The sequence below is a fragment of the Streptomyces sp. SL06 genome (assembly GCF_058244745.1).
The window spans coordinates 1,911,546-1,936,715 of the sequence record NZ_JBSYOT010000002.1; the positions used below are offsets into that span (position 1 = coordinate 1,911,546).

At 72.0% G+C, this 25,170-nt stretch carries 19 protein-coding genes and 2 pseudogenes; 8 read left to right on the top strand and 13 right to left on the bottom strand.

Features of this window, described 5'->3' with window-relative positions; all coding sequences use genetic code 11:
* Positions 1-75: 75 nt before the first annotated feature.
* Entirely contained in the window at positions 76-2,505 is a 2,430-nt protein-coding gene (locus AC4IHM_RS08500; RefSeq protein WP_490866467.1) for an ATP/GTP-binding protein, read from the bottom strand.
* 264 nt (positions 2,506-2,769) lie between these two features.
* Between AC4IHM_RS08500 and gabT the strand changes: the two genes are divergently transcribed.
* Together gabT and AC4IHM_RS08510 are read left to right on the top strand one after the other, a co-directional pair.
* Positions 2,770-4,104 carry a 4-aminobutyrate--2-oxoglutarate transaminase gene (gene gabT / locus AC4IHM_RS08505; RefSeq protein WP_490866468.1) on the top strand — a complete coding sequence of 445 codons (1,335 nt, stop codon included), beginning with the start codon at positions 2,770-2,772 and terminating at the stop codon, positions 4,102-4,104.
* Positions 4,105-4,558: 454 nt separating this feature from the next.
* Positions 4,559-5,218: a phosphatase PAP2 family protein gene (locus AC4IHM_RS08510; protein WP_490870787.1), complete on the top strand. Its 660-nt coding sequence runs from the start codon at positions 4,559-4,561 to the stop codon at positions 5,216-5,218.
* Here AC4IHM_RS08510 and AC4IHM_RS08515 read toward each other — a convergent pair.
* The 9 genes and pseudogenes from AC4IHM_RS08515 to AC4IHM_RS08555 form a co-directional block, all read right to left on the bottom strand.
* Positions 5,157-6,188 (bottom strand): annotated as a pseudogene (locus AC4IHM_RS08515) (chitinase); the annotation flags it as partial. The gene AC4IHM_RS08510 and the pseudogene AC4IHM_RS08515 overlap by 62 nt on opposite strands.
* Positions 6,189-6,428: 240 nt before the next feature.
* Positions 6,429-6,887 (bottom strand): hypothetical protein, encoded by a 459-nt coding sequence (locus tag AC4IHM_RS08520; RefSeq protein ID WP_490866469.1) that lies wholly within the window; start codon positions 6,885-6,887, stop codon positions 6,429-6,431.
* A gap of 132 nt (positions 6,888-7,019) precedes the next feature.
* Positions 7,020-8,447 (bottom strand): NAD(P)/FAD-dependent oxidoreductase, encoded by a 1,428-nt coding sequence (locus tag AC4IHM_RS08525; protein ID WP_490866470.1) that lies wholly within the window; start codon positions 8,445-8,447, stop codon positions 7,020-7,022.
* A gap of 35 nt (positions 8,448-8,482) precedes the next feature.
* Complete coding sequence (locus AC4IHM_RS08530; RefSeq protein WP_490866471.1) at positions 8,483-9,292, bottom strand: ABC transporter permease; 810 nt, start codon at positions 9,290-9,292, stop codon at positions 8,483-8,485.
* Between the two features lies 1 nt (position 9,293).
* Positions 9,294-10,223: an ABC transporter permease gene (locus AC4IHM_RS08535; RefSeq protein WP_490866472.1), complete on the bottom strand. Its 930-nt coding sequence runs from the start codon at positions 10,221-10,223 to the stop codon at positions 9,294-9,296.
* Entirely contained in the window at positions 10,223-11,398 is a 1,176-nt protein-coding gene (locus AC4IHM_RS08540; RefSeq protein WP_490866473.1) for an ABC transporter ATP-binding protein, read from the bottom strand. The genes AC4IHM_RS08535 and AC4IHM_RS08540 overlap by 1 nt, the downstream gene beginning before the upstream one ends.
* A 5-nt stretch (positions 11,399-11,403) precedes the next feature.
* Positions 11,404-12,651, bottom strand: a complete 1,248-nt coding sequence (locus tag AC4IHM_RS08545) for a polyamine ABC transporter substrate-binding protein (RefSeq protein WP_490866474.1) — start codon at positions 12,649-12,651, stop codon at positions 11,404-11,406.
* A 55-nt stretch (positions 12,652-12,706) separates the two neighbouring features.
* Positions 12,707-14,252 (bottom strand): annotated as a pseudogene (locus tag AC4IHM_RS08550) (gamma-aminobutyraldehyde dehydrogenase).
* A gap of 391 nt (positions 14,253-14,643) precedes the next feature.
* Positions 14,644-15,279 carry a DUF4190 domain-containing protein gene (locus tag AC4IHM_RS08555; protein ID WP_490866475.1) on the bottom strand — a complete coding sequence of 212 codons (636 nt, stop codon included), beginning with the start codon at positions 15,277-15,279 and terminating at the stop codon, positions 14,644-14,646.
* Positions 15,280-15,434: 155 nt separating this feature from the next.
* Here AC4IHM_RS08555 and AC4IHM_RS08560 point away from each other — a divergent pair, with 155 nt between their 5' ends.
* Together AC4IHM_RS08560 and AC4IHM_RS08565 are read left to right on the top strand one after the other, a co-directional pair.
* Entirely contained in the window at positions 15,435-16,496 is a 1,062-nt protein-coding gene (locus tag AC4IHM_RS08560; RefSeq protein WP_490866476.1) for an adenosine deaminase, read from the top strand.
* Positions 16,497-16,511: 15 nt separating this feature from the next.
* Complete coding sequence (locus AC4IHM_RS08565) at positions 16,512-17,219, top strand: glycerophosphodiester phosphodiesterase (RefSeq protein WP_490866477.1); 708 nt, start codon at positions 16,512-16,514, stop codon at positions 17,217-17,219.
* A gap of 9 nt (positions 17,220-17,228) precedes the next feature.
* On the opposite strand, the gene AC4IHM_RS08570 is transcribed toward AC4IHM_RS08565, so the two are convergent.
* The 3 genes from AC4IHM_RS08570 to AC4IHM_RS08580 form a co-directional block, all read right to left on the bottom strand.
* On the bottom strand, positions 17,229-17,762 hold the full coding sequence (locus AC4IHM_RS08570) for an HXXEE domain-containing protein (protein ID WP_490866478.1): 534 nt from the start codon (positions 17,760-17,762) through the stop codon (positions 17,229-17,231).
* 32 nt (positions 17,763-17,794) lie between these two features.
* Entirely contained in the window at positions 17,795-18,985 is a 1,191-nt protein-coding gene (locus tag AC4IHM_RS08575; protein WP_490866479.1) for an ABC transporter substrate-binding protein, read from the bottom strand.
* Between the two features lie 164 nt (positions 18,986-19,149).
* Complete coding sequence (locus tag AC4IHM_RS08580; protein ID WP_490866480.1) at positions 19,150-20,589, bottom strand: gamma-aminobutyraldehyde dehydrogenase; 1,440 nt, start codon at positions 20,587-20,589, stop codon at positions 19,150-19,152.
* A 164-nt stretch (positions 20,590-20,753) separates the two neighbouring features.
* Here AC4IHM_RS08580 and AC4IHM_RS08585 point away from each other — a divergent pair, with 164 nt between their 5' ends.
* The 4 genes from AC4IHM_RS08585 to AC4IHM_RS08600 all read left to right on the top strand — a co-directional run bounded on the left by AC4IHM_RS08585 (position 20,754) and on the right by AC4IHM_RS08600 (position 25,051).
* Complete coding sequence (locus AC4IHM_RS08585; protein ID WP_490866481.1) at positions 20,754-21,269, top strand: Lrp/AsnC family transcriptional regulator; 516 nt, start codon at positions 20,754-20,756, stop codon at positions 21,267-21,269.
* Between the two features lie 2 nt (positions 21,270-21,271).
* Positions 21,272-22,645: an aspartate aminotransferase family protein gene (locus AC4IHM_RS08590; RefSeq protein WP_490866482.1), complete on the top strand. Its 1,374-nt coding sequence runs from the start codon at positions 21,272-21,274 to the stop codon at positions 22,643-22,645.
* Positions 22,646-22,850: 205 nt separating this feature from the next.
* Positions 22,851-23,627: an ABC transporter ATP-binding protein gene (locus tag AC4IHM_RS08595; protein WP_490866483.1), complete on the top strand. Its 777-nt coding sequence runs from the start codon at positions 22,851-22,853 to the stop codon at positions 23,625-23,627.
* Positions 23,609-25,051: a hypothetical protein gene (locus tag AC4IHM_RS08600; protein ID WP_490866484.1), complete on the top strand. Its 1,443-nt coding sequence runs from the start codon at positions 23,609-23,611 to the stop codon at positions 25,049-25,051. The genes AC4IHM_RS08595 and AC4IHM_RS08600 overlap by 19 nt, the downstream gene beginning before the upstream one ends.
* The last annotated feature ends 119 nt before the right edge of the window (positions 25,052-25,170 follow it).

Consider the following 25,170-nt stretch of genomic DNA (forward strand, 5'->3'; position numbering starts at 1 on the left):
TTGGCCGCCACGTATGAACGACCTGTGTCGATTCTGCCTCACTGTCCGGTCACCCGGTTGTCCGCCCCCGATGGGTCACCCGCGCAGATCCACCAGGAGCGGCGGCGCGTGCTCCCCCTCCACGGTGGTCAGCGACAGCACCGCGTGGCCCGCCGGCACGGCCTGCGCCAGCTCGGAGGCCGACCAGCGCTCGCGCTCGATCTGCCGCACCGTGACCGCGTCCGTCGTCACCGCCTTGCCCGTCACCAGCTTGCGCAGCGCGTGGAAGGCCCGGGTCATCGGCTGATGGGCGAAGACGGTGTGCTTGGCGACCTCCGTCGTCTCCACCCACTCGGTGCCCCAGGTCTGCGCGAACCGGCTGCCGTCCCAGGTGGAGACCCCGGAGAAGGCCGCACGGCAGCCCACCGCGCCGTGCAGCGGGCCGTGCAGCGGCTCCGGGACCTCGCCCATGCTGCGCAGGGCGAGCAGCACGCCCGCGTTCTGCGAGCGCAGCCGCTGGATGCGGCGCACCGACTCCGCGGTGATCGCGCCCGTCGCGTCGTCCAGGACCAGGCAGGCGAAGTGCGCCCGCCCGCGCTCCCTGACCACGGCGTGGAACTGTGCGAGGACCAGCCGGGTGATCACCTGGCCGGCCTCCTCGTGGCCGCGCTCGGGCAGGTCGATCCGCACCCGCAGCGGATGGTGGGCCACCGCGCGCAAGGAGAACGGCCGCTGCGGGCCGCCCCCTGCGAAGAAGTCCGCGAACACCGGCCGGTTCAGCAGCGCGAGCCGGTCGGCCAGGGCCCGGCCCACGTCGCCCGGCGTGCCGGTGTGCCGCAGGCGCGCGTCGAGTTCGCGGCGCATGACGTGGTTCCCGCTCGCGTCGAGCGCCTCCGCCAGCGGGGCCAGCGCCCGCTCCTCGCCCAGCAGCAGTTCGCGCAGCTCCGGCAGGGCGGGAAAGCGGCCGTGGACCGCGCGGAAGGGGCCGAGCAACTGGGCCAGCGCGGTGGCCGCTCCCTGCGGGCCCGTTTCGAGGTCGCCCACCAGTGCTTCGGCGAGGAGGGCGGCCGCCTCGTCCGGGTCGTCGGACTCGGCGTAGGGGTCGAGGTCGTGCAGCGAGGAGGGATCGCCGATGCGCACGACCACGTCGAAGGCGTCGTCCGCTCCCAGCGGGCTTCCCGCGGCGGAGACGGCGACGACGGCGCAGCGCCCGGTGAGCGCCTGCAACGCGAGCGCCTCGGTCACCGGCTCGACGAGCGTGCGGGTCTTGCCGGCTCCGGAGGGGCCGACGGCGAGCAGCGAGGTGCCGAGCACGTCCGGGCCGAGGGCCGTCCCGGCCTCCTGGTACGGCTGCGGGGTGCGCTCGGCCGCCACCCAGCGGCCGATGCGCACCTGCCCGGTGAGCAGGTCGTGGCGGGCGGCCCGGCGCGGCAGGTCCCGGGCGCCGGAGGGGTGCGTCCAGGCCGCGCCGCCCTGGCGCAGGACGGTGTCCCGGAAGGCGTCGAGGCCGCCTGCGCGCCGGGCGACGGTGAAGGCGTGCTCCACCCGGGCGCAGTCGACGTCGTTCATACGGTTGCCGGCGACCTCGGCGGTGAGCAGCTCGGCGGCCTCGTGCTGGCCGGCGTCGCGCAGGTCGGGCCACTGGGAACGGGGGCGGTCGGGCCCGGCAGTGCCGGGGTCGTCCGCCGTCCGGCGGCGGGCGTCGAGCAGCGCCTTGGCGTACGGCCGCCAGGCGCCGAGCCGGGCGAACGGCCAGACCACGAGCAGCGTGACGGCCGCGTACAGCGTGTTGGTGAACAGGGTGGAGGCCATCAGCCCGTAGCCGTCCGAGATCAGCACCGTCAGGGAGAGCAGCGGATCGACGACCGGCACCGCGGGCCAGCCGACGCCCGGGAAGGCGTCGGGAAAGACGAAGCTGAGGGCGAGGAGGGCGAGGAGGGCGGCGACCAGCGCGCGGGCCGGCCGGCGCAGGCGGACCACGTAGACGCGGACGATGGCGACCCAGCTGCCGAGCACGGCCACCGCGAAGACGAGCGCGACGAAGAAGAGGCCGTCGTAGAAGACGAGGGCGTCCGCTCCCGGGAGCGTCACGGTCCGTCCCTCGACCGGCTTGGGCGAGGCCACGGTGCCGCCCCACCACCAGTCGCGCGGTGTGAACATCCGCAGCAGGACGAACTGGAACGGGATGACGCCCTGCCGCCAGAACGACCACACCAGGGTCGCCAGGAGGAGCGGGATCAGCATGCCGGCGACATTGACCGGGGCGAGCTTCTCCCGGGGCTGCTTCGGCGGCTGGTAGCCGAAGCGCCAGATGCCCGTGCGGGCGTCCGGCCTCGCCTCGTCGAGCCAGGCGGCGACGCCGGCCGGGGACCCGGGAGCCTGTTCGGACGCGGGTGGCGCGCCCGGCGCCCGCGCGGGTCGCGGCGGCACCCTGGGCGCGTCCGCGGGCACCCGGGGAGGTCCCGCCGGGCGCGGCACCGGATTCGCATGGGTGCCCCGCGCGTCCCGGTTCCCGTCGCTGTCCATCGCCTTGCCCCCTGACCAGCCGCTCCGCCACCGTCCGCGAGCCAATCTAACGCCCTCGCAAGGGGAGTTCACCGCTTACGCGGCCGTGCCCGCGTCGATGTGTCCGCATGTCGCCACGCCCGGCACCTGTCCATGGCGGACAACCGGCCCGGCGGACAACGCCCAGATGGAGCATGCCCGCCCCACCCCGTCGGTCCTAACCTGCGAGAAAAGAAGGCAAGCGTCCGTATGATCCCGCAGATCCCGCAAGACCCAGGAGCCCTCATGACCGCACTTCCGCAGGAGCGCCGCGTCGTCACCGCCATCCCCGGCCCGAAGTCGCGGGAGCTTCAGGACCGCCGTACGGCCGTGGTGGCGCAGGGTGTGGGCTCCACGCTGCCGGTCTTCGTCACCCGCGCGGGCGGCGGTGTCGTCGAGGACGTCGACGGCAACCGTCTGATCGACTTCGGTTCCGGCATCGCGGTGACCTCCGTCGGCGCCTCCGCCGAGGCCGTCGTCCGCAGGGCCTCCGCACAGCTCGCCGACTTCACCCACACCTGTTTCATGGTGACGCCGTACGAGGGTTACGTCGCCGTCGCCGAGGCGCTGGCCGAGCTGACGCCGGGCGACCACGCCAAGAAGTCGGCCCTGTTCAACAGCGGCGCCGAGGCCGTCGAGAACGCCGTCAAGATCGCGCGGTCCTACACCGGGCGGCAGGCGGTCGTCGTCTTCGACCACGGCTACCACGGCCGTACCAACCTCACGATGGCGCTGACCTCGAAGAACATGCCGTACAAGCAGGGCTTCGGCCCCTTCGCGCCCGAGGTGTACCGCGTCCCGGTCGCCTACGGCTACCGCTGGCCGACCGGTGCGCAGAACGCCGGTGCGGAGGCCGCCGCGCAGGCGATCGACCAGATCACCAAGCAGGTCGGCGCCGGCAACGTGGCCGCGATCGTCATCGAGCCGGTGCTCGGCGAGGGCGGCTTCATCGAGCCGGCCAAGGGCTTCCTGCCCGCGCTCAGCCGGTTCGCCGAGGACAACGGCATCGTCTTCGTCGCCGACGAGATCCAGTCCGGTTTCTGCCGTACCGGCCAGTGGTTCGCTTGCGAGGACGAGGGCATCGTCCCCGACCTGATCACGACGGCGAAGGGCATCGCGGGCGGTCTGCCGCTGGCCGCGGTCACCGGCCGCGCCGAGATCATGGACGCCCCGCACTCCGGCGGCCTCGGCGGCACCTACGGCGGCAACCCGGTGGCCTGCGCGGGCGCGCTCGGTGCCATCGAGACGATGAAGGAGCTGGACCTCAACGCCAGGGCGAATAACATCGGGGCGATCATGAAGTCCCGTCTGTCCGCCATGGCGGAGAAGTTCGACGTGATCGGCGACGTGCGGGGCCGCGGCGCGATGATCGCGATCGAGCTGGTCAAGGACCGCGCCACCAAGGAGCCGGACCCCGAGTCGACCGCCGCGCTCGCCGGGGCCTGCCACCAGGCGGGCCTGCTGGTCCTGACCTGCGGCACCTACGGCAACGTGCTGCGTTTCCTGCCCCCGCTGGTCATCGGCGAGGACCTGCTGAACGAGGGGCTCGACATCATCGAGCAGGGCTTCACCCGCATCTGAGCCGGCCCGCGCGCAAGCACGCGCCCAAGCGGGTACGCGGTCGCCGAACGCGCGTCCGAGCCGCGATCGGCACGGCCGGCGGGGCGACCGGCGGGGCGTGTGAAGAAGGTGTGCGGGGTGGATGTCGGGACGCCGATGGCCCTGTCCTGAGCGCGACCCCTGCCGTAGGTTCTACGCAGATGAGAGATGCACCCCGCCCACAGGGGACTGTGGGCGGACCCCTCACAGGCCGGGGCTTCCCCAGCTTCGACCTGGTCGTGCCTCGCGCACAACCGGAGCCCTCGGGTTCCGGGTCTCCTCACCGATCGGACGGTCGCCCGCCCCAAACCCCCCGGGGCGCGCGGCGTTCCGGTCAGGACGGCCGCCCCGGCACCCGGGACGGCGGTTCACCGAAGGGCCGACACACTCCCCCCTTGTGTCGGCCCTTCGGTGTGTGTTTGCCAAGCTGTCGGGCATGCTGCTGCTCGGGCTTCCCGTCCTCCTCTTCGCGCTGATCACCTGGCAGGTCGTCGCCGACGGCCCGCTGATCGGGGTGGACGAACGGCTGAGCGGGGCGCTGGTCCACCCCGACCGGTCCTCCGAGCTGCTGGCCGGCCTCGGCAATGTGCAGGTGGCCGTGCCCGTACTCGCCGTCGCGCTGGGGTACATCGCGTGGCGCGGGCGCGCCGCGGGCACGGACCGCTGGTGGCTGCCGCCCCTCGCCGGGGCCCTGGCGATGGTGCTGGTGCCGGTGCTGGTCGTCCCGCTGAAGGAGTGGACCGAGCGCCCCGGCACACCGGCCGTGCCCCCGGCCGTCGGCTACTACCCCTCCGGACACACCGCCACGGCCCTCGTCGCGTACGGCGCGGCGACGCTGCTGCTCCTCGGGCCGCTGCGCTCGCCGGCCGCCCGCCGCGCGCTCGTCCTGCTCTGCGCGGCCCTGGTCCTCGGCACCTCCTACGGGCTGATGCGCCGGGGCTACCACTGGCCGCTGGACGTGGTGGCCAGCTGGTGCCTGGGGACGGTGCTGCTGGCCGGGGTGGCGCTGGCGGCCCGCCGGGTGCCGCGGCCGGTCAGCGGAAGTACGCGTCGAAGTTGTCCCGGAACTCCCAGTTCCCGTACCGGTCCCAGTTGATCGACCAGGTCATCAGGCCGCGCAGGTCCGGCCAGGTGCCGTGGGTCTCGTACGAGCCGCAGTCGGTCTTCCTGGTCAGGCAGTCCAGGGTCTTGGTGACCTCGGCCGGGGCGACGTGGCCGTTGCCCGCGTTGGTGGAGGCCGGCATGCCGATCGCCACCTGGTCGGGGCGCAGCGCCGGGAAGACGTTGTCCGGGTCGCCGGCGACGGGGAAGCCGGTGAGCAGCATGTCGGTCATGGCGATGTGGAAGTCGGCGCCGCCCATGGAGTGGTACTGGCCGTCCAGGCCCATGATCGGGCCCGAGTTGTAGTCCTGGACGTGCAGCAGGGTGAGGTCGTCGCGCAGGGCGTGGATGACGGGGAGGTAGGCCCCGGCGCGCGGGTCCTGGCCGCCCCACGGGCCGGTGCCGTAGTACTGGTGGCCGAGCTGGACGAAGAAGGTCTCCGGGGCCATGGTCAGCACGAAGCCGTCGCCGTACCGGGCCTTGAGGCTCTTCACGGCCGAGACGAGGTTGACGACCACGGGCGTCTTGGGGTTCTTGAAGTCCGTGTCGTCGGCGTCGAGCGAGAGCGAGTGCCCCTCGAAGTCGATGTCGAGGCCGTCCAGGCCGTACTCGTCGATGATCTTCGAGACGGAGGAGACGAAGGTGTCGCGGGCCGCCACCGTGGTCAGCTGCACCTGCCCGTTCTGGCCGCCGATGGAGACCAGCACCTTCTTGCCGGCCGCCTGCTTGGCCTTGATCGCCGCCTTGAACTCGGCGTCGCTCTCCACGTCCGGGCACTCGGTGACCGGGCAGCGCTCGAAGCGGATGTCTCCGGAGGTGACCGAGGTCGGCTCGCCGAAGGCCAGGTCGATGACGTCCCAGCTGTCGGGCACGTCGGCCACGCGGGTGTAGCCGGAGCCGTTGGCGAAACTGGCGTGGAGGTAGCCGACCAGGGCGTGGGCCGGCAGGTCCGAGGCTCCGGCGCCGGCGGAGGAGCCGGTGCGCGGGGCGGTGCCCGCGAGGTCCGCGTCGGCCGCACGGGCGGCCGACGTGAGCGCGGTCGTGCCGCACGCGGCGAGAGCCGCGGCGGTCAGCAGCGCGACGAGGGGGCGACGGGCGAGTGGTCTGGAGCGTTCCACAAGTGCCTCCGGGCATGGGGGAGATGGGGAGGGTGGAGCGCGCCCAATTTGGTCCAGACCAATTCTGTTGTCAACCCCTCGTGCCTCTCACCACTCGCTCCCCTCCCCCGCCAGGGCCGCCGCCGCCTCGTGCATCGCGAGTTCCAGGAGCGACGGATCGGTGAGGGTGCCGCTCCCGTCCGGCGGGATCAGCCAGCGGGTGCCGCCGGCGGACGGACCGCCCGGGTACGGCACCACGATCCAGGTGCCGAGTCCGGCCGTCCGGATGCCGGTGCCCAGCCAGCGGGCCGCCGTGCCGGGCGGCACGAAGAAGCCCGTGCGCGAGTCGCCGAAGTCGGCGAGCACCGGGCCGGGTTGGTCCAGGACACGGGACAGCACGTCGAGGGTCGGATAGCCGAGCCTGCTCGGCAGGATGAGCACGTCCCAGGCCTTGCCCGCGGGCAGCAGCGCGACCGTCGAAGGATCGCGCTCCCACTCCCGCCGGCAGGACTCGGGATCCGGTGCGACGGATGCCAGCCACCCGACCGCCGTCTTCGCGCCAGGCATGTGAAGACCTCCCTTTCACTCGGTGACGCGGGGTGCGTCACAAGGGAGAGGGAGGTGCCCCCGCCCGCATTACGCGGGTTGCGATGACTCGTTGGAGTGAACCGGGTCACAGGGGGCGCGGCCCGGCCGCACTCAGCTGTCGAAGCCCAGCCCCAGCCTGTCCATCGTGCGCAGCCACAGGTTGCGCCGGCCGTCGTGCGCGTCCGCGCGGGCCAGCGACCACTTGGTCAGCGCGATGCCGGTCCAGGCGAAGGGCTCGGGCGGGAACGGCAGGGGCTTTTTTCGGACCATCTCCAGTGCGGTGCGCTCGGTGCGCTCCCCCGCCAGCAGGTCGAGCATCACCTCGGCGCCGAACCGGGTGGCGCCCACACCGAGCCCGGTGTACCCGGCCGCGTAGGCGACCCGGCCCCGGTGCGCGGTGCCGAAGAACGCCGAGAAGCGGGAGCAGGTGTCGATCGCGCCGCCCCAGGCGTGCGTGAAGCGCACGCCCTCCAGCTGCGGGAAGCAGGTGAAGAAGTGCCCGGCGAGCCTGGCGTAGGTCTCGGGGCGCTCGTCGTGCTCGGCGCGCACCCGGCCGCCGTAGGGGTAGACGGCGTCGTATCCGCCCCACAGGATCCGGTTGTCGGCGGAGAGCCGGAAGTAGTGGAACTGGTTGGCGCTGTCCCCGAGGCCCTGCCGGCCGCGCCAGCCGACCGAGGCGAGCTGCGCGTCGGTCAGCGGCTCGGTCATCAGGGCGTAGTCGTAGACCGGGACGGTGTACGGGCGCACCCGGCGGACCAGGTTCGGGAAGACGTTGGTGCCGAGCGCGACGGTGCGGGCCCGGACCCCGCCGTACGGGGTGCGTACGGCCATGCCGGCGCCGTGGGGCCGCAGCGTGAGCGCCGGGGTGTGCTCGTAGACGCGGACGCCGAGGGCGAGGCAGGCGCGCTTGAGGCCCCAGACGAGTTTGGCGGGGTTGACCATGGCCACGCCCCGGCGGTCCCACAGCCCCGCGCGGAACGTCGGTGAGTCGACCTGCTCGCGCACGGCCCCGGCGTCCAGGTACTCGACGCCGTCGGCGAGGCCCTTGGCGCTGATCTCCTCGTACCAGTCCGCCAGTTCCCGGGCCTGGTAGTCCTCGGTGGCAACGTCGATCTCGCCGGTGCGCTCGAACTCGCAGTCGAGACCGTGGCGGGCGACCGCCTCCTCGATCGCGTCGAGGTTGCGGGCGCCCAGCTCCTCCAGCCGGTGGATCTCGTCCGGCCAGCGGGTGAGGCCGTTGGACAGGCCGTGGGTGAGGGAGGCGGCGCAGAAGCCTCCGTTGCGGCCGGAGGCGGCCCAGCCCACCTCGCGGCCCTCCAGGAGCACCACGTCCCGGTCCGGATCGCGCTCCTTGGCGATCAGTGCGGTCCACAGCCCGCTGTAGCCGCCGCCGACGACCAGCAGGTCGCAGCTCTGCGCGCCGGTGAGGGCGGGCCGGGGGCGGGGGCGGCCGGGGTCGTCCAGCCAGTACGGGACCGGCTGGGCGTCGGAAAGGGATTTCGTCCAGTCGTTGCCGCGACTCATGGCGCTCGGGGCCATGATTTCAACTCCCTACGAATGCGGTACGCGATGCACTACGCCTTGCGGCGATTTCGGCGGTTGCCGACGGCCATGGCGGCCAGAACGAACAGTACGGCGACGACGAACATGGCCGTACCGATGACATTGATCTGAACGGGCGTACCGCGCTGTGCCGATCCCCAGACGAACATGGGGAAGGTGACGGTGGAACCCGCGTTGAAATTCGTGATGATGAAATCGTCGAAGGAGAGCGCGAAGGCGAGCAGCGCGCCGGCCGCGATCCCGGGGGCCGCGATGGGCAGCGTGACCCGGACGAAGGTCTGGAAGGGACCGGCGTACAGATCCTGCGCCGCCTGTTCGAGGCGGGGGTCCATCGACATCACACGGGCCTTGACGGCCGTCACCACGAAGCTGAGGCAGAACATGATGTGGGCGATCAGGATCGTCCAGAAGCCCAGCCGGGCACCCATGTTGAGGAACAGGGTGAGCAGCGAGGCGGCCATCACGACCTCGGGCATCGCCATCGGCAGGAAGATCAGCGAGTTGATCGCGCCGCGCGCGCGGAAGCGGTAGCGCACCAGCGCGAAGGCGATCGCCGTGCCGAGCGCGGTGGCGCCCAGGGTCGCCCAGAGGGCGATCTGGAGGCTGAGCGAGAGGGAGCCGCACAGCCCGGCGACGCCGCACGGGTCCTTCCAGGCGTCCGTGGAGAATCTCTGCCACTCGTAGTTGAAGCGCCCGTTCGGTTTGTTGAACGAGAACACCGTGACCACGACATTGGGCAGCAGGAGATAGGCGAGCGTCAGCAGTCCGGCGATCACGACCAGATTGCGCCTGAACCATCTGACGAATTTGACGAAGGTCATTTTAAACCAGCTCCTCCGTCCCGGACTTGCGGATGTAGAAGGTGACCATGGCGAGAATCGCGGCCATCAGGACGAAGGAGAGTGCCGCCGCCGTCGGATAGTCGAGGACCCGGAGGAACTGCGACTGGATCACGTTGCCGATCATTCCGGTGTCGGCCGAGCCGAGCAGGGAGGCGTTGACGTAGTCGCCGGTCGCCGGGATGAAGGTGAGCAGCGTCCCGGAGACGACGCCCGGCATCGACAGCGGGAAGGTGATCTTGCGGAAGACCGTGGAGGGCTTCGCGTACAGGTCTCCCGCCGCCTCGTGCAGCCGTCCGTCGATGCGCTCGAGCGAGGTGTACAGCGGCAGGATCATGAAGGGCAGGAAGTTGTACGTCAGACCGCAGACCACCGCGAGCGGCGTGGCCAGCACCCGGTCGCCGGACGTCCAGCCGAGCCAGCCGGTCACGTCCAGGACGTGCAGCGTGTTCAGGGCGCCGACGACCGGTCCGCCGTCCGCGAGGATCGTCTTCCAGGCCAGGGTGCGGATCAGGAAGCTGGTGAAGAAGGGCGCGATGACCAGGATCATGATCAGGTTGCGCCAGCGGCCCGCCCGGAAGGCGATCAGGTAGGCGAGCGGATAGCCGAGCAGCAGGCACAGCACGGTCGCGGAGGCCGCGTAGGCGACCGAGCGCAGGAACTGCGGCCAGTACTCGGACACCGCGTCCCAGTAGGTGACGAAGTGCCAGGTGACCTTGTAGCCCTCCTCCAGCGAGCCCGTCTGCACGGACGTGGAGGCCTGGTAGACCATGGGCGCCACGAAGAAGACGACCAGCCACAGGATGCCGGGCAGCAGCAGCCAGTACGGCGTCCAGCGGCCCCTTTTGCGCGGGGGCTTCGTCTCCGGCGCGGTCGGCGAGAGCGGCGGTGGCGCCTCGGTGAGGGTGGACATCAGGCGGCCTCTTCCTCGGCCACGCCCGCGTCGATGTCCTGGGCCGCGTCCAGGCCGAAGGTGTGCGCCGGGTTCCAGTGCAGGACGACCTCGGCGCCGGGCACCAGGCGGGCGTCGCGGTCGATGTTCTGGGCGTAGACCTCGAACTCGGGGCAGACCGCGCAGTCGACGACGTACTGGGTGGAGACGCCGATGAAACTGGTGTTGGAGATCGTGCCGGTGACCCGGTTGCGGCCCTCCGGGACGGAGCCCGCGTCGTCCGCGTGGGTGAGGCCGATCTTCTCGGGCCGCACGCCGACCAGTACCTTGCCGCCGGCCCGGGTCGGCGCGGAACATCGGGCGCCGGGCAGGACCAGCTTGCCGCCGCCCGCCTTCACCACGATGTCGTCGCCGCTGCGGGTGTCGACCTCGGCCTCGATGAGGTTGGAGGTGCCCAGGAAGTTGGCGGTGAAGGTGGTCTGCGGATTCTCGTACAGGTCGGCGGGCGAGCCGAGTTGTTCGACGCGGCCCGCGTTCATCACGGCGACCCGGTCGGCCATCGTCATGGCCTCCTCCTGGTCGTGCGTGACGTGCACGAAGGTGATGCCGACCTCGGTCTGGATGCGCTTGAGTTCCAGCTGCATCTGGCGGCGCAGCTTGAGGTCGAGGGCGCCGAGCGGTTCGTCCAGGAGCAGCACCCTGGGGTGGTTGATCAGGGCGCGGGCGACCGCGACGCGCTGCTGCTGGCCGCCGGAGAGCTGGTGCGGCTTCTTGCGCGCCTGCTCGCCGAGCTGGACGAGGTCGAGCATCTCGCCGACCTGCTTCTTGACCGACTTGATGCCGCGCCGGCGCAGGCCGAAGGCGACGTTCTCGAAGATGTCGAGGTGCGGGAAGAGGGCGTAGGACTGGAAGACCGTGTTCACCGGCCGCTTGTACGGCGGCAGGGCGGTCACGTCCTGGTCGCCGAGATGGACGGTGCCCGCGCTGGGCTCCTCCAGTCCGGCGATCATGCGCAGGGTCGTCGTCTTGCCGCAGCCGGAGGCGCCGAGCAGGGCGAAGAAGGAGCCCTGCGGCACGGTCAGGTCGAGCGGGTGCACGGCGGTGAAGGAGCCGTAGGTCTTGCTGATGCCGGCGAGGCGGACGTCGCCGCCGCGGTCCGTCGCGTCTGCCTGGCTCTTCGTCGTATTCGTCGTCATCGTCGTCACGCCCCAGTGAGCTTCGCGAACTTCTCTTCGTAGGCCGTCTCTTCCTTCGGGCTCAGTGAGCGGAAGGCGTGGGACCGGGCCTGCATGGCCTTGTCGGGAATGATCAGCGGGTTGTTCGCCGCGTCCTCGTCGATCTTCGCCAGATGGTCCTTCACACCGTCCACGGGACAGACGAAGTTGATGTAGGCGGCGAGTTCCGCGGCCGGGCCCGGCTCGTAGTAGTAGTCGATGAGCCGTTCCGCGTTCGTCTTGTGCCGTGCCTTGTTGGGGATCAGCATGTTGTCGCTGGACGTGATGTATCCGCTGTCCGGGATGACGAAGTCCACGTCCGGGTTGTCCGCCTTGAGCTGGACAACGTCCCCGGCCCAGGCCAGACAGGCGGCGATGTCGCCCTTGGTGAGGTCGGAGGTGTAGTCGTTGCCGGTGAAGCGGCGGATCTGGCCGCGGTCGACGCCCCTTTGCACACGGGCGATCGCCGCGTCGTAGTCGTCGTCGGAGAAGCGGGCCGGGTCCTTGCCCATGTCGAGCAGCGTCATGCCGATGGAGTCGCGCATCTCGGTGAGGAAGCCGACGCGTCCCTTGAGCTTCGGGTTGTCGAGCAGGTCGGAGAGCGTCTTCACCTCGATGCCGTCCAGGGCCTTCTTGTTGAAGGCGATGACGGCCGAGATGCCCTGCCAGGGGTAGGAGTAGGCGCGGCCCGGGTCCCAGTCCGGGTTGCGGAACTGCGGCGACAGGTTGGCGAAGGCGTGCGGCAGGTTGGCCGGGTCGAGTTTCTGGACCCACCCGAGGCGGATCAGCCGGGCGGCCAGCCAGTCGGTGAGCACGACGATGTCCCGGCCGGTCTCCTGGTCCGCGGCGAGCTGCGGCTGGATCTTGCCGAAGAACTCGCTGTTGTCGTTGATGTCCTCCGTGTACGCGACCTTGATCCCGGTGCGCTTGGTGAACGCGTCCAGGGTCGGGTGCCGCCGGCCGCTCTCGTCGACGTCCATGTACTCGGTCCAGTTGGAGAAGGAGACGCTCTTCTCCTTCTCCGACCGGTCGTCGGCGGAGACACCGCCCTCGGTCTTGCCGGCCGCCGGGATGCCGCAGCCGCTCAGCGCCCCGAGTCCGCCGAGGGCGAGCGCGCCGCCCGTGGAGGCGCGCAGCAGTGAACGCCGGGTGAGGGCCGCCCTGCCGTTGGTGAGACTGCGCCGCACGGCGGCCGCGCGGGCCGGGGACAGGGGGTCTGGCTCGTACTGCTCCATGCGCGTGGTTGCCCTTTCGGGTGGGTCGGCCGTGGTCGGCGGCCTGGCGTGATGGCTATCGGTCCCCGAAGACGGTGCGGTGCCAGTCCTTGGCCGCCACCGCGGTGTTGTCGAACATGACGTGCTTGACCTGGGTGTACTCCTCGAAGGAGTAGACGGACATGTCCTTGCCGAAGCCGGACGCCCGGTACCCGCCGTGCGGCATCTCGCTGATGATCGGGATGTGGTCGTTGATCCACACGCAGCCCGCCCCGATCTCGCGGGTGGCGCGGTTCGCCCGGTACACGTCCCGGCTCCAGGCGGAGGCGGCGAGCCCGTACGGCGTGTCGTTGGCCAGCCGGATGCCCTCGTCGTCGGTGTCGAAGGGCAGGACGACCAGGACGGGTCCGAAGACCTCGCACTGGACGATCTCGCTGTCCTGGGCGGCGTCCGCGATGAGGGTGGGCCGGTAGTAGGCGCCGTCCGCGAGACCGCCCCGCGGTGCCTCGCCGCCGGTCACCACGCGCGCGTAGGAGCGGGCCCGGTCGACGAACCCGGCCACGCGCTCGCGCTGGGCGTGGCTGACCAGTGGGCCGAGGTCGGTGCCGGGGGCGAAGGGGTCGCCGACGCGGACGGTGTCCATGAGGGCGGCGGTCCGCTCGACGAACGCCTCGTACAGGGGCCGCTGCACATACGCGCGGGTGGCGGCCGTGCAGTCCTGGCCGGTGTTGATGAGCGCGCCCGCGACCGCGCCGTGCACGGCCGCGTCGAGGTCGGCGTCGTCGAAGACGAGGAAGGGCGCCTTGCCGCCCAGCTCCAGATGGAGGCGCTTGACGGTGGCGATGGCGACCTCGGCGACGCGCTTGCCGACGGCGGTGGAGCCGGTGAAGGAGGTCATGGCGACATCGGGGTGGCCGACGAGGTGCTCGCCCGCATCGCGTCCGGTGCCGCTGACGATGTTGACCACGCCGTCGGGCAGGCCGGCCTCGGTGGCGGCCTGGGCGAACATCAGGGAGGTCAGCGGGGTGATCTCGGCGGGCTTCAGCACGATGGTGTTGCCCGCGGCGATCGCCGGGAGGATCTTCCAGGCGGCCATCTGGAGCGGGTAGTTCCAGGGGGCGATCGACCCGACGACACCGATCGGCTCGCGCCGCACGTACGAGGTGTGGTCGCCGGAGTACTCCCCCGCCGACTGGCCCTGGAGATGCCGGGCGGCACCGGCGAAGAAGGCCGCGTTGTCGACCGTGCCCGGCACGTCGAACTCACGGGTCAGCTTCAGCGGCTTCCCGCACTGCAGCGACTCCGCGCGGGCGAAGTCCTCGGCGTGCCCGGCGAGCACCTCGGCGAACCGGTGCAGGGCGTCGGAGCGCTCGCCCGGGGTGGCGCCGGCCCAGCCGGGGAACGCCTCCCGCGCGGCGGCGACGGCCGCGTCAACGTCGTCCGGACCTGCCGGCTCATAGGTGAGGAACGTCCTCGCCGGTCGCCGGGTCGACGACGGTGTGCGTCCGTCCCGAGGTGCCCTTCGTCAGGCGGCCCGCGATGTACTGCGCCCCGTCCGCGAAGCGCTCCCGGGCCGGGAAACGGACCTGGGCGGCTGGGACGGCGTTGCCCGGGTTGTGCATGTCGCTCTCCTCGGTCTCCCCGTGATGGGGGCCGGCGTGGCTCAGGCTCGATGTGAGTGCCGATCCTGACAGAGCACTAGGCCTCCAACAAGGGATTCCGTTGTTGCCATTTGGTTACGCGACGGAATCTGTCGACCAGATGTCGAGCCGCCACGGAAAAGGACGGACGGACTGTCCGTGGCGCGTGCCGGACTCACGTGCATGGGCGCGTTCGCGATGCCGGGAAAGGGCGGCGGGGCGCGGGGAAGCGCGCCCGAGCCATGACGAGACCCGCACGCCGAAGCACCCGTATCCGCGCTCAACAGGCGGACCGGGCGTGGGGCATCGGCCTGCGGAGAGCGGGGGCCGCGAAGGGAACCGGGGACCGGGGAGAGGGGAGAGGGGGGAGCGGTCAGCTCCGCGCGGCCACGGAGACCGGCGCCGGGCGCGCGGCGCCGTAGTAGCCCTCGTCGTAGCCCGAGTCCTCGTTGCTCGCGATGGTGATCCCGACGGCGATCAGGGCGATCACCGCGACACCGAGCACGATGCCGATGATGCCCATGACGAAGCCGGCCTGCGCCTGCCCGTGGTTGGTGGCCTCGCCGCGCTCGGCCCTCCGGCGGCCCTTGACCCCGAAGACCACGGCGAGGACACCGAGCACCACGGAGACCACGCCGTACAGGCAGAACAGGCAGCAGGCCAGGATGCCGAGCACCATCGCCGCGGTGCCCGTGCCGTTGCGCGGAGGCAGCGCGATGCCGGGCCAGCCGTAGCCCTGGTTGTAGGCGGGGTAGCCGTACCCGCCGGGGACGCCGGGACCGCCCGGGACGGTGGGACCGCCGGGTGCCGCCGGCGGGGGCGGCACCGCGGGCCCGGGAGCCGCGAACCCGGCCGCCGGCATCGATGCGATCGTGGCCTGGTCGTGCACGGACGGGGGCCGCACCGGGCCCGCGTCCTGGCCCTTGTCCAGCGAGGGGCCGGTCTCCGGCGGCGCCCAGGGGTCGTAGCCGCCGGAGGGGTCCCCGCCCGGCTGTGTCGCGTCCGTCATGTCCGTCCCCCCGCGTCGATCGTGCCCGCCATGCTACGGGGCCGGACCCCGCGGTGTGAGACCCGCCTACGATGATCCCCGAACCACCGATCAGCCGATCACCCGCACCCCGCCACCGCACCGCCGGCCCGGGGCGCCGTTACGGGGAGGAACCCATGACCGAGCACCTCGTCGACCCCGCCGCCCCGCGCGACCTGCACGCCTTCATCGCCGGACTGCCCAAGGCCGAACTGCACGTGCACCACGTCGGCTCCGCCTCCCCGCGCATCGTCTCGGAGCTGGCCGCGCGCCACCCCGACTCCAAGGTCCCCACCGCCCCCGAGGCCCTGGCCGACTACTTCACGTTCACGGACTTCGCGCACTTCATCGACGTGTATCTGTCCGTCGTCGACCTGATCCGCACCCCGGAGGACGTACGGCTGCTGACCTACGAGGTGGCCCGGGACATGGCCAGGCAGCAGGTGCGGTACGCCGAGCTGACCGTCACCCCGTTCTCCTCCACCCGGCGCGGCATCGACGAGGACGCCTTCATGGAGGCGATCGAGGACGCCCGCAAGGCGGCCGAGGCCGAGTTCGGGACCGTACTGCGCTGGTGCTTCGACATTCCCGGCGAGGCCGGTCTTGAGGCGGCGGAGGAGACGACACGGCTCGCCACCGAGGACCGGGTGCGCCCGGAGGGCCTGGTCTCCTTCGGGCTCGGCGGACCCGAGATCGGGGTCGGCCGGTCGCAGTTCAAGCCGTACTTCGACCGGGCGATCGCCGCCGGCCTGCACTCGGTCCCGCACGCCGGCGAGACCACCGGCCCGCAGACGGTGTGGGACGCCCTCACCGACCTGCGCGCCGAGCGCATCGGACACGGCACCAGCTCCGCCCAGGACCCCGCGCTGCTGGCGCACCTCGCCGAGCGGCGGATCCCGCTTGAGGTCTGCCCGACCTCGAACATCGTCACCCGCGCGGTGCGCGACCTGGACGAACACCCGATCAAGGAGTTCCTGCGCGCCGGCGTCCTGGTGACCGTCAACTCCGACGACCCGCCGATGTTCGGCACCGACCTGAACAACGAGTACGCCGTCGCCGCCCGGCTCCTCGGCCTCGACGAGCGGGGCCTGGCCGCCCTCGCACGGGACGGGGTCGAGGCGTCCTTCCTCGACGCGCCGGGCAAGGCCCGCATCAAGGCCGAGATCGACACCTACACCGCCGACTGGCTCGCCTCCTGAGAGTTGCCGCCCACCATGAACCCCCTGCGCGACGTGACCGCCGTGGCCCACCGCGGCGACCCGTACCGGCACCGCGAGAACACCCTCGACTCGCTGCGCTCCGCCCTGGAGCGCGGCGCGGACGCGGTGGAGACCGACGTACGCCCGACCCGGGACGGCGTGCCCGTCCTGCTGCACGACGAGACGCTGAAGCGGCTGTGGGAGCGGGAGCGGCCCCTGCGCTCCCTGACGGCCGACGAGGTGCGCGAGCTGACCGCGGGCGGGGTGCCCACGCTCGCGCAGGCGCTGGCCGCGACGGAGGGCGGCCGGCTGATGCTGGACCTGCCGGGGACGCCGGACGAGCGGACGGTACGGCGCGTCGTGGACGTGGTCCGCGAGTGCGGGGCGCGGGAGCGCGTGTACTACACCGCGGGCGCCGCCGCCATGCTCGCCGTGCGCGCCGCCGACCCCGGCGCCGAGATCGCCCTGACCTGGACAACGTCGGCACCGCCCCGGCCCGCCCTGCTGGCGGCGGTGCGGCCGCGGTGGCTCAACTACCGCTTCGGACTGGTCGACCGGGCACTGGCCGACCGCGTCCACCGCGACGGGTTCCTGCTCTCCGTGTGGACCCCCGACACCCGCCGCTCCATGCGCCGCCTGCTCGCCCTGGGCGCCGACTCGATCACGACCAACCGCGTCGACGTACTGTGCGCCCTGCGCGCCGCCACCGGCCCACCCCGGTAGAGGATCACCTCACCCGAGCCGCCGCGCCACCGCGTGCGACACAAGGGTCGCCGCCCCCGCGACACCGAGCCCCACGGCGATCTCGCGCGCCCGCGCGACCCGCAGGCGACCTGCGCGGCGCAGCCGGTGGCGGGCCCAGAGCGTGAACGGGACGACGATCAGCGGCGAGGTCACCGACCCGGGCGTGTAGCCGCGCACCAGCCCGGCCTGTGCGAGGTGGACCAGTCCGTGCAGGCCGAAGGCGTTGAGCGCGCTCTGGTACACGGCCGACCGGCCGCCGGTCAGCCGGCCCGCGGCGGACGCGATGGCCACGATCGCGGCCATCGCCCCGACCGCCACCGCGAACTCCCGCCCGTCGACCGACGCGGCCCGCCGCCACACGGCCTCCGGCACGGCGGGGAACCGTTCCCGCGGGGACGGCAGGGTGCGCCGCCACCAGCCCGGCACGGTCGCCAGTTCCTCGATGTCGTGCAGCGCCCAGGCGGCGAGCAACCCGAGGGTGACCGCGCTCCCCAGCTCTTCCTCACTCACTGGATTCGTCACGCGGGTCAGTCTGCCGCGGCCCGGCCGCCCCACTACACCCCCACGATCGCGTTCCACCGCTTCGCGAACTCCGTCCGCTCCCCCGCCTCGATGTCCCGTGCGATCGCGAGTCGTTTGCGCATCGCCGTGTCCGGGAAGATCAGCGGGTCCTCGGCCAGGGCGGCGGTGTCCTCGTCGTCGGAGGAGGCGAGCACGTCCTGGGCGGCGGGGACCGGGCAGACGTAGTTGACCCAGGCGGCCAGCTCGGCGGCGACCTCGGGCTGGTAGTAGTGGTCGATCAGCAGCTCGGCGTTGGCCTTGTGGCGGGCCAGGTCGGGGATCATCAGGGACTCCGCCCACAGCTCGGCGCCCTCCTCCGGGACGACGAACTCGATGTCCGGGTCGTCCGCCTGGAGCTGGATCACGTCACCGGAGTAGGCCTGGCAGGCCAGCACGTCACCGCCGGCCAGGTCCTTGATGTAGTCGTTGCCGGTGAAGCGGCGGATCTGACCCCTGCGGACCTGCTTCTCCACCTGGTCGCAGATCGTGTGGAAGTCGTCCGCCGTCCAGTCGGTGATGTCCACGCCGTTGCCCTGCATCAGCAGCGCGAAGGCCTCGTCCATGCCGGAGAGCAGCGTCACCCGGCCCTTGAGGTCGTCCGCCCACAGGTCGGACACGTGCCGGACCTCCCGGCCGAGCCGGCGGCGGTTGTAGGCGATGCCGGTGATGCCCGACTGCCAGGGCACGGTGAACTTCCGGCCCGGGTCGAAGGCGGGCGACCGCAGCAGCGGGTCGAGGTACTTGGTGACGTTGGGCTGGCGGGAGCGGTCCATCTCCTGCACCCAGCCGAGCCGGACGAACCGCCCGCACATCCAGTCGCTGATGACGATCAGGTCGCGGTCGGTGGGCTGGTGGTTCATCAGGGACGGGCTGATCTTGCCGAAGAACTCGTCGTTGTCGTTGATCTCCTCGACGTACTCGACGGAGATGCCCGTCCGCTTCTCAAACGCCTCAAGCGTGGGCCGGCGGCTGGGCCGCTTGTCGTCGGTGTCGATGTACAGCGGCCAGTTCGCCCAGGTCAGCCGGTGTTCGGTGGCGGACCGGTCGGTCGCGGCGCGGGCTCCGGGCGCGACGTAGGCGGCCGGTACCCCGCAGCCGGCCAGCGCACCGAGCGCGGCGGAGCCGCCCAGGCCGCGCAGCAGGGTCCGGCGGGACATGGGGGGCGTCTTCGGCAGGAAGGGCATGGCCGCAGGATGCCCCGTCCACCCGGCCCGGGACAATCGACGCTGCGTCGAGCGCCTCCGTCCAGGCCCGACACCCTGTCGACCGGGAGAGCCCGCGGTGCACGCGCCGCGGCCCCGGACGGCAGAGACCGTCCGGGGCCGCGAGGCGTGCGGCGCGACCGCCGTCACACGTCCAGCGACGTCATCACGTGTTTGATCCGCGTGTAGTCGTCGAAGCCGTACGCCGACAGGTCCTTGCCGTAGCCGGACTGCTTGAAGCCGCCGTGCGGCATCTCGGCGACCAGCGGGATGTGGGTGTTGATCCACACGCAGCCGAAGTCCAGCTTCTTGGACATCCGCATGGCCCGGCCGTGGTCCTTGGTCCACACCGAGGAGGCCAGCGCGTACGGGACGCCGTTGGCCCACTCGACCGCCTGGTCCTCGTCGCGGAAGGCCTGGACGGTGATGACGGGGCCGAAGACCTCCTGCTGGATGATCTCGTCGTCCTGATCGAGGCCGGAGACGACGGTCGGGGCGTAGAAGTAGCCCGTCTCGCCGACCCGGTGGCCGCCGGCCTCGACCTTGGCGTGGGCGGGCAGGCGCTCGACGAACCCGGAGACCCGCTTGAGCTGGTCCGGGTTGTTGAGCGGTCCGTACAGCACGTCCTCGTCGTCCGGCTGCCCGGTCCTGGTCTCGGCCGCCGCCTTGGCGAGCGCGGCGACGAACTCGTCGTGGATCGACTCGTGGACGAGCACGCGGGTGGCCGCCGTACAGTCCTGGCCTGCGTTGAAGTAGCCCGCGACCGAGATGCCCTCGACCGCCTTGGGGATGTCGGTGTCCTCGAAGACGACGACCGGGGCCTTGCCGCCCAGCTCCAGGTGGACCCGCTTGAGGTCCTTCGCCGCCGACTCGGCGACCGCCATGCCGGCCCGCACGGAGCCGGTGATGGAGGCCATCGCCGGGGTCGGGTGCTCGACCATCAGACGGCCGGTGTCACGGTCGCCGCAGACGACGTTGAAGACGCCCCTGGGCACGATCGAGCCGATGATGTCGGCCATCAGGGCCGTGGAGGCGGGGGTGGTGTCCGAGGGTTTCAGCACGACCGTGTTGCCGGCCGCGAGCGCCGGGGCGAACTTCCACACGGCCATCATCATCGGGTAGTTCCACGGCGCAACCTGGGCGCAGACACCGATCGGCTCGCGGCGCACGAAGGAGGTCAGGCCCTCCATGTACTCGCCGGCACCGCGCCCCTCCAGCATCCGTGCCGCGCCCGCGAAGAAGCGGATCTGGTCGACCATCGGCGGGATCTCCTCGGAGCGGGTCAGCCCGACGGGCTTGCCCGTGTTCTCCACCTCGGCCGCGATCAGCTCCTCGGCGCGCTCCTCGAACGCGTCCGCGATCTTCAGCAGGGCCTTCTGCCGCTCGGCCGGCGTGGTGTCGCGCCAGGCGGGGAAGGCCGCGGCGGCGGCCGCCATGGCGGCGTCCACGTCCGCCTGCCCGGACAGCGGGGCGCTCGCGTAGGCCTCTCCCGTGGCGGGGTTGACCACCTCCGTGGTCCGTCCGTCGGCGGCGTCCCGGAACTCACCGTCGATGTAGTTGCGCAGACGACGCAGCTCGGTGCTCACTGCCGGCCCTCCAAGTTCGGGTGTCCAGTACCTGAGACACCACCCTAGACGGAGTCCCGACGCTTTCAACACCCCCGGCCGCTTCTAGGATGCGAAATCCGCAGATTGGGGGGATTCAAACAACGAATTTCATCGATACAACCTTGCGAAACTGACGATACGTCGTGCACAGTGATGCCGTGGCCAGTCGAAGCGCAGACCAGAAGGACTCCCGCGAGTCCAGGAACGGCGGACCCCAGTTGGACGCCGTCTCCCTCGCCATCATCGAGCAGCTCCAGGAGGACGGCCGGCGGCCGTACGCCGCCATCGGCAAGGCCGTGGGCCTGTCGGAGGCGGCCGTGCGCCAGCGCGTCCAGAAGCTCCTCGACCAGGGCGTGATGCAGATCGTCGCCGTCACGGACCCGCTCACCGTGGGCTTCCGGCGCCAGGCGATGATCGGGGTCAATGTGGAGGGCGACGTGGAGTCCGCCGCCGAGGCGCTGTCGGCCATGTCGGAATGCGAGTACGTGGTGATGACCGCGGGCTCCTTCGACCTGATGGTGGAAGTCGTCTGCGAGGACGACGACCACCTTCTCGAGGTCATCAACCGCCGCATCCGGGCCGTCCCCGGAGTGCGCTCCACCGAGAGCTTCGTCTACCTCAAGCTCAAGAAGCAGACCTACATGTGGGGAACCCGATAATCGTGAGCAGCGACAGCCCCAAGGATCTCAGCCGGACCGCCTACGACCACCTGTGGATGCACTTCACCCGCATGTCGTCGTACGAGAACGCCCCCGTCCCCACCATCGTCCGCGGCGAGGGCACCCACATCTACGACGACAAGGGCAGGCGCTACCTCGACGGCCTGGCGGGCCTGTTCGTGGTCCAGGCCGGACACGGCCGCACGGAGCTGGCCGAGGCCGCCGCGAAGCAGGCGCAGGAACTCGCCTTCTTCCCGGTGTGGTCCTACGCCCACCCCAAGGCCGTCGAGCTGGCCGAGCGGCTGGCCGACGAGGCCCCGGGCGACCTCAACAAGGTCTTCTTCACCACCGGCGGCGGCGAGGCGGTCGAGACCGCCTGGAAGCTCGCCAAGCAGTACTTCAAGCTGACCGGCAAGCCGACCAAGTACAAGGTCATCTCCCGCGCGGTCGCCTACCACGGCACCCCGCAGGGCGCCCTGTCCATCACCGGCCTGCCCGCGCTGAAGGCCCCGTTCGAGCCGCTGGTCCCCGGCGCGCACAAGGTGGCGAACACCAACATCTACCGCGCCCCGCTCTTCGGCGACGACCCCGAGGCCTTCGGCCGCTGGGCCGCCGACCAGATCGAGCAGCAGATCCTCTTCGAGGGCCCGGAGACGGTCGCGGCCGTCTTCCTCGAACCCGTGCAGAACGCCGGCGGCTGCTTCCCGCCCCCGCCCGGCTACTTCCAGCGGGTGCGCGAGATCTGCGACCAGTACGACGTGCTGCTCGTCTCGGACGAGGTCATCTGCGCCTTCGGCCGGCTGGGCACGACCTTCGCCTGCGACAAGTTCGGCTACGTCCCGGACATGATCACCTGCGCCAAGGGCATGACCTCGGGCTACTCCCCGATCGGCGCCTGCGTCATCTCCGACCGCCTGGCCGAGCCGTTCTACCGGGGCGACAACACCTTCCTGCACGGCTACACCTTCGGCGGCCACCCCGTCTCCGCCGCGGTCGGCATCGCCAACCTCGACCTCTTCGAGCGCGAGGGCCTCAACCAGCACGTCCTCGACAACGAGGGCGCCTTCCGCGCCACCCTGGAGAAGCTGCACGACCTGCCGATCGTCGGCGACGTGCGCGGCAACGGCTTCTTCTACGGCATCGAGCTGGTCAAGGACAAGGCCACCAAGGAGTCCTTCGACGAGGAGGAGACCGAGCGCGTCCTGTACGGCTTCCTCTCCAAGAAGCTCTTCGAGAACGGCCTGTACTGCCGTGCCGACGACCGCGGCGACCCGGTCGTCCAGCTCGCCCCGCCGCTGATCTCCAACCAGGAGACCTTCGACGAGATCGAGCAGATCCTGCGCGCCACCCTCACGGAGGCGTGGACGAAGCTCTGAACCCGACCGCCGGTCATCCCCTCGGATGATCACCCCGGCCCCGGCGCCGCCCGTTCGAGTGAGACACGGCGGCCCGGGGCCGTGTGCTGTCCGGTCCCCCTCCAAGGACTGCCTAGCGTGCCCAGTGACCGATCGGCCCCGCCTTCGTTCCCCCGGAAGGGGGACATGACCGGGGAAATACGGATCAGAACCGAGGTGTACGCCCATGGAGGCTCCGCCGGACAACGACGTGCTCTGGGCCCGCGCCCTGCACTTCCAGCACCACGACGGCTCTCCCGCGCTGCAAGGCGTGTCGCTCGGCGTCCGCGAGGGCGAGATCCTCGCCGTGAGCGGCCCGCGCGGCAGCGGCAAGACCACGCTGCTGCGCTGTCTGTCCGGGCTGGTCCGGCCGCAGGACGGCGAGGTGTGGTTCAACAGCGTGCCGGTGCACACCATGGGTCCGCTCAGCCGCGAACGGCTGCGCCGCGACCGCTTCGGCTGGATCGACCCGGCCCCCGCGCTCGTCCCGGAGCTGAACGCCTGGGAGAACGCCGCCCTGCCCCTCATGCTGCGCGGCACCGGCCGGCGCCGGGCCAAGACCGCCGCCCTGGAGTGGCTGGAGCGCCTCGACGTCGGCGACAAGGCACGCCGGCGCCCGCACGAACTCCGGCAGGCCGAGCGGCAGCGCGTCTGCATCGCCCGCGCCCTCGCCGTCACCCCCGCGGTCCTGTTCGCGGACGAGCCGACGGCCCCCCTGCACCGCGCCGACCGCGCCCAGGTGCTGCGGACGCTCACCACGGCGGCCCGCTCGCACGGCATCACCGTCCTGCTCGCCACGCACGACGCGCAGACCGCCGCCCTCGCGGACCGCACGGTGGCGCTGCTGGACGGGCGGCGGGTGCGGACCGTGCACCTGCCCCCGCTCGCCGAGACCGCGGTGGCCACGGGTGCCGCCGGGGCCTCCGGAACGGAAGGCCGGGCGGCGTGCTCGCTCTCCGCCTGACCCGCGGCGCCCGCCTCGCCGTCCAACTGCGCCGCCTGCTGGTCGCGTTGGCCTCGGCGGGCACGGGCCTCCTGCTGCTGAGCGCCCTCGGCCACGCGCTGACCCACCCGGACGCGTCCGGCGCCTCCGCGCTCCGCCTGGCCTGGTGCGCGGCGCCCCTCGCCGCCACGGTGTACCTCGCCGTCGCCGTGGCCCGCACCGATCCCGGCACCCGGCCCCGCTCGGGCCTGTCGGCGATGGGCCTGGGGCCGGGCCGCCTGATGGCCGTCTCGGCGACGACCACGGCCCTGTCCGGCGCCCTCGGCTCGGTGGCCGCCCTGTTCCTCTTCCTCCACCTGCGCGGCGACCTGTCGGGCCGGCCCTTCGGGGGCGCCGCGGCCGACGCCCTGGCCGTCGGCCACTCCCTGCCCGCGCCGGCCGTCCTGACCCTGCTGTGCCTCGTACCGGCCGCCGCGTCGGGGGCGGTCGCGTTCACGCTGCGTCCCCGCGAGACGCGGCCCACCCTGCTCAACGCCTCCCGCGGCTACGGCCGTTTCGGCGCGTACGGCTGGGGCAAGGCCCGCGAGACCTTCGGCGCCTACGGCCGCTTCGGCGCCCGCTGGGCACCGGCCACGGCGACCGGGGAGCCCTCCCGGCCCACCGGGGCCGCGGAGGTCACCCCGCTGGAGCGGGGCCCGAAGCGGGAGGGCGCGGACGCGGAGGACGCCTCCGCCCCGGGAGGCGCCCTGCGCACCCGGGTGAGCGACCCCCGCTCCTCGGCCCCTACCGACGCGGGCGACGACCGGCCCGCGGGACCGGCGGACGGCGCCGGGCCGATCCCGGACACCGCTGCCCGCGCCCAGCCCGCCAACGCCCTCCCCTGGGGCGTCGCCGTGCTCGCCGCGGGCCTCGCCGTCGAGACCTACGCGGGCGACGCGGCCACCGGCCCCGGCGCCACCCCCTCCGCCGGTGTCCTCGTCGGCTGGGCCCTCACCGCCCTGGGCCTCGCCCTGGCCGGCCCCGGCCTCACCCATCTGTGCGGGCGCCTGCTCCAGGCCGCCCGTCCCGGCGCCCTGCGCCTGCTGGCCGGCCGGGTCCTCATGGAGGAGTCGCACCGTATCGGCCGCCCCCTCGGCGTCGTCTGCGCCGTGGCCGCCGCGGCCTACGTGGCCGGGACGCTGAACGGCACGGACGCAGCCGTCTTCGGCCCACTGCGCACCCTGGGCGCGCTCCTCGTGGCCGGCTGCACGGTGGCCACCCTCCTCACGGCGGCCGTGGAGGCCAAGCACGCCCGTTCCGACACCACGGACGCCCTGCTGCGGCTGGGCGCGCCCCCGTCGACCCTGCGGGCCGCCGCGGCCCTGCGCGCGGGCGCCCTGGTCGTTCTGTTCGGACCGCTGACCCTGATCGTCGCGCAACTGGCGTCCCTGCCACTGTCCCGCTGATCGCGCTGCTCACGCCGACCGCACGGAGAACGCGTCGAAGAGACTCGCGATCCGGCGATGAGTTCCGCGCGCCCCCGGTGTCTACCCCCTCGAACGGCATGACCGGAGCAGCAAGCCCG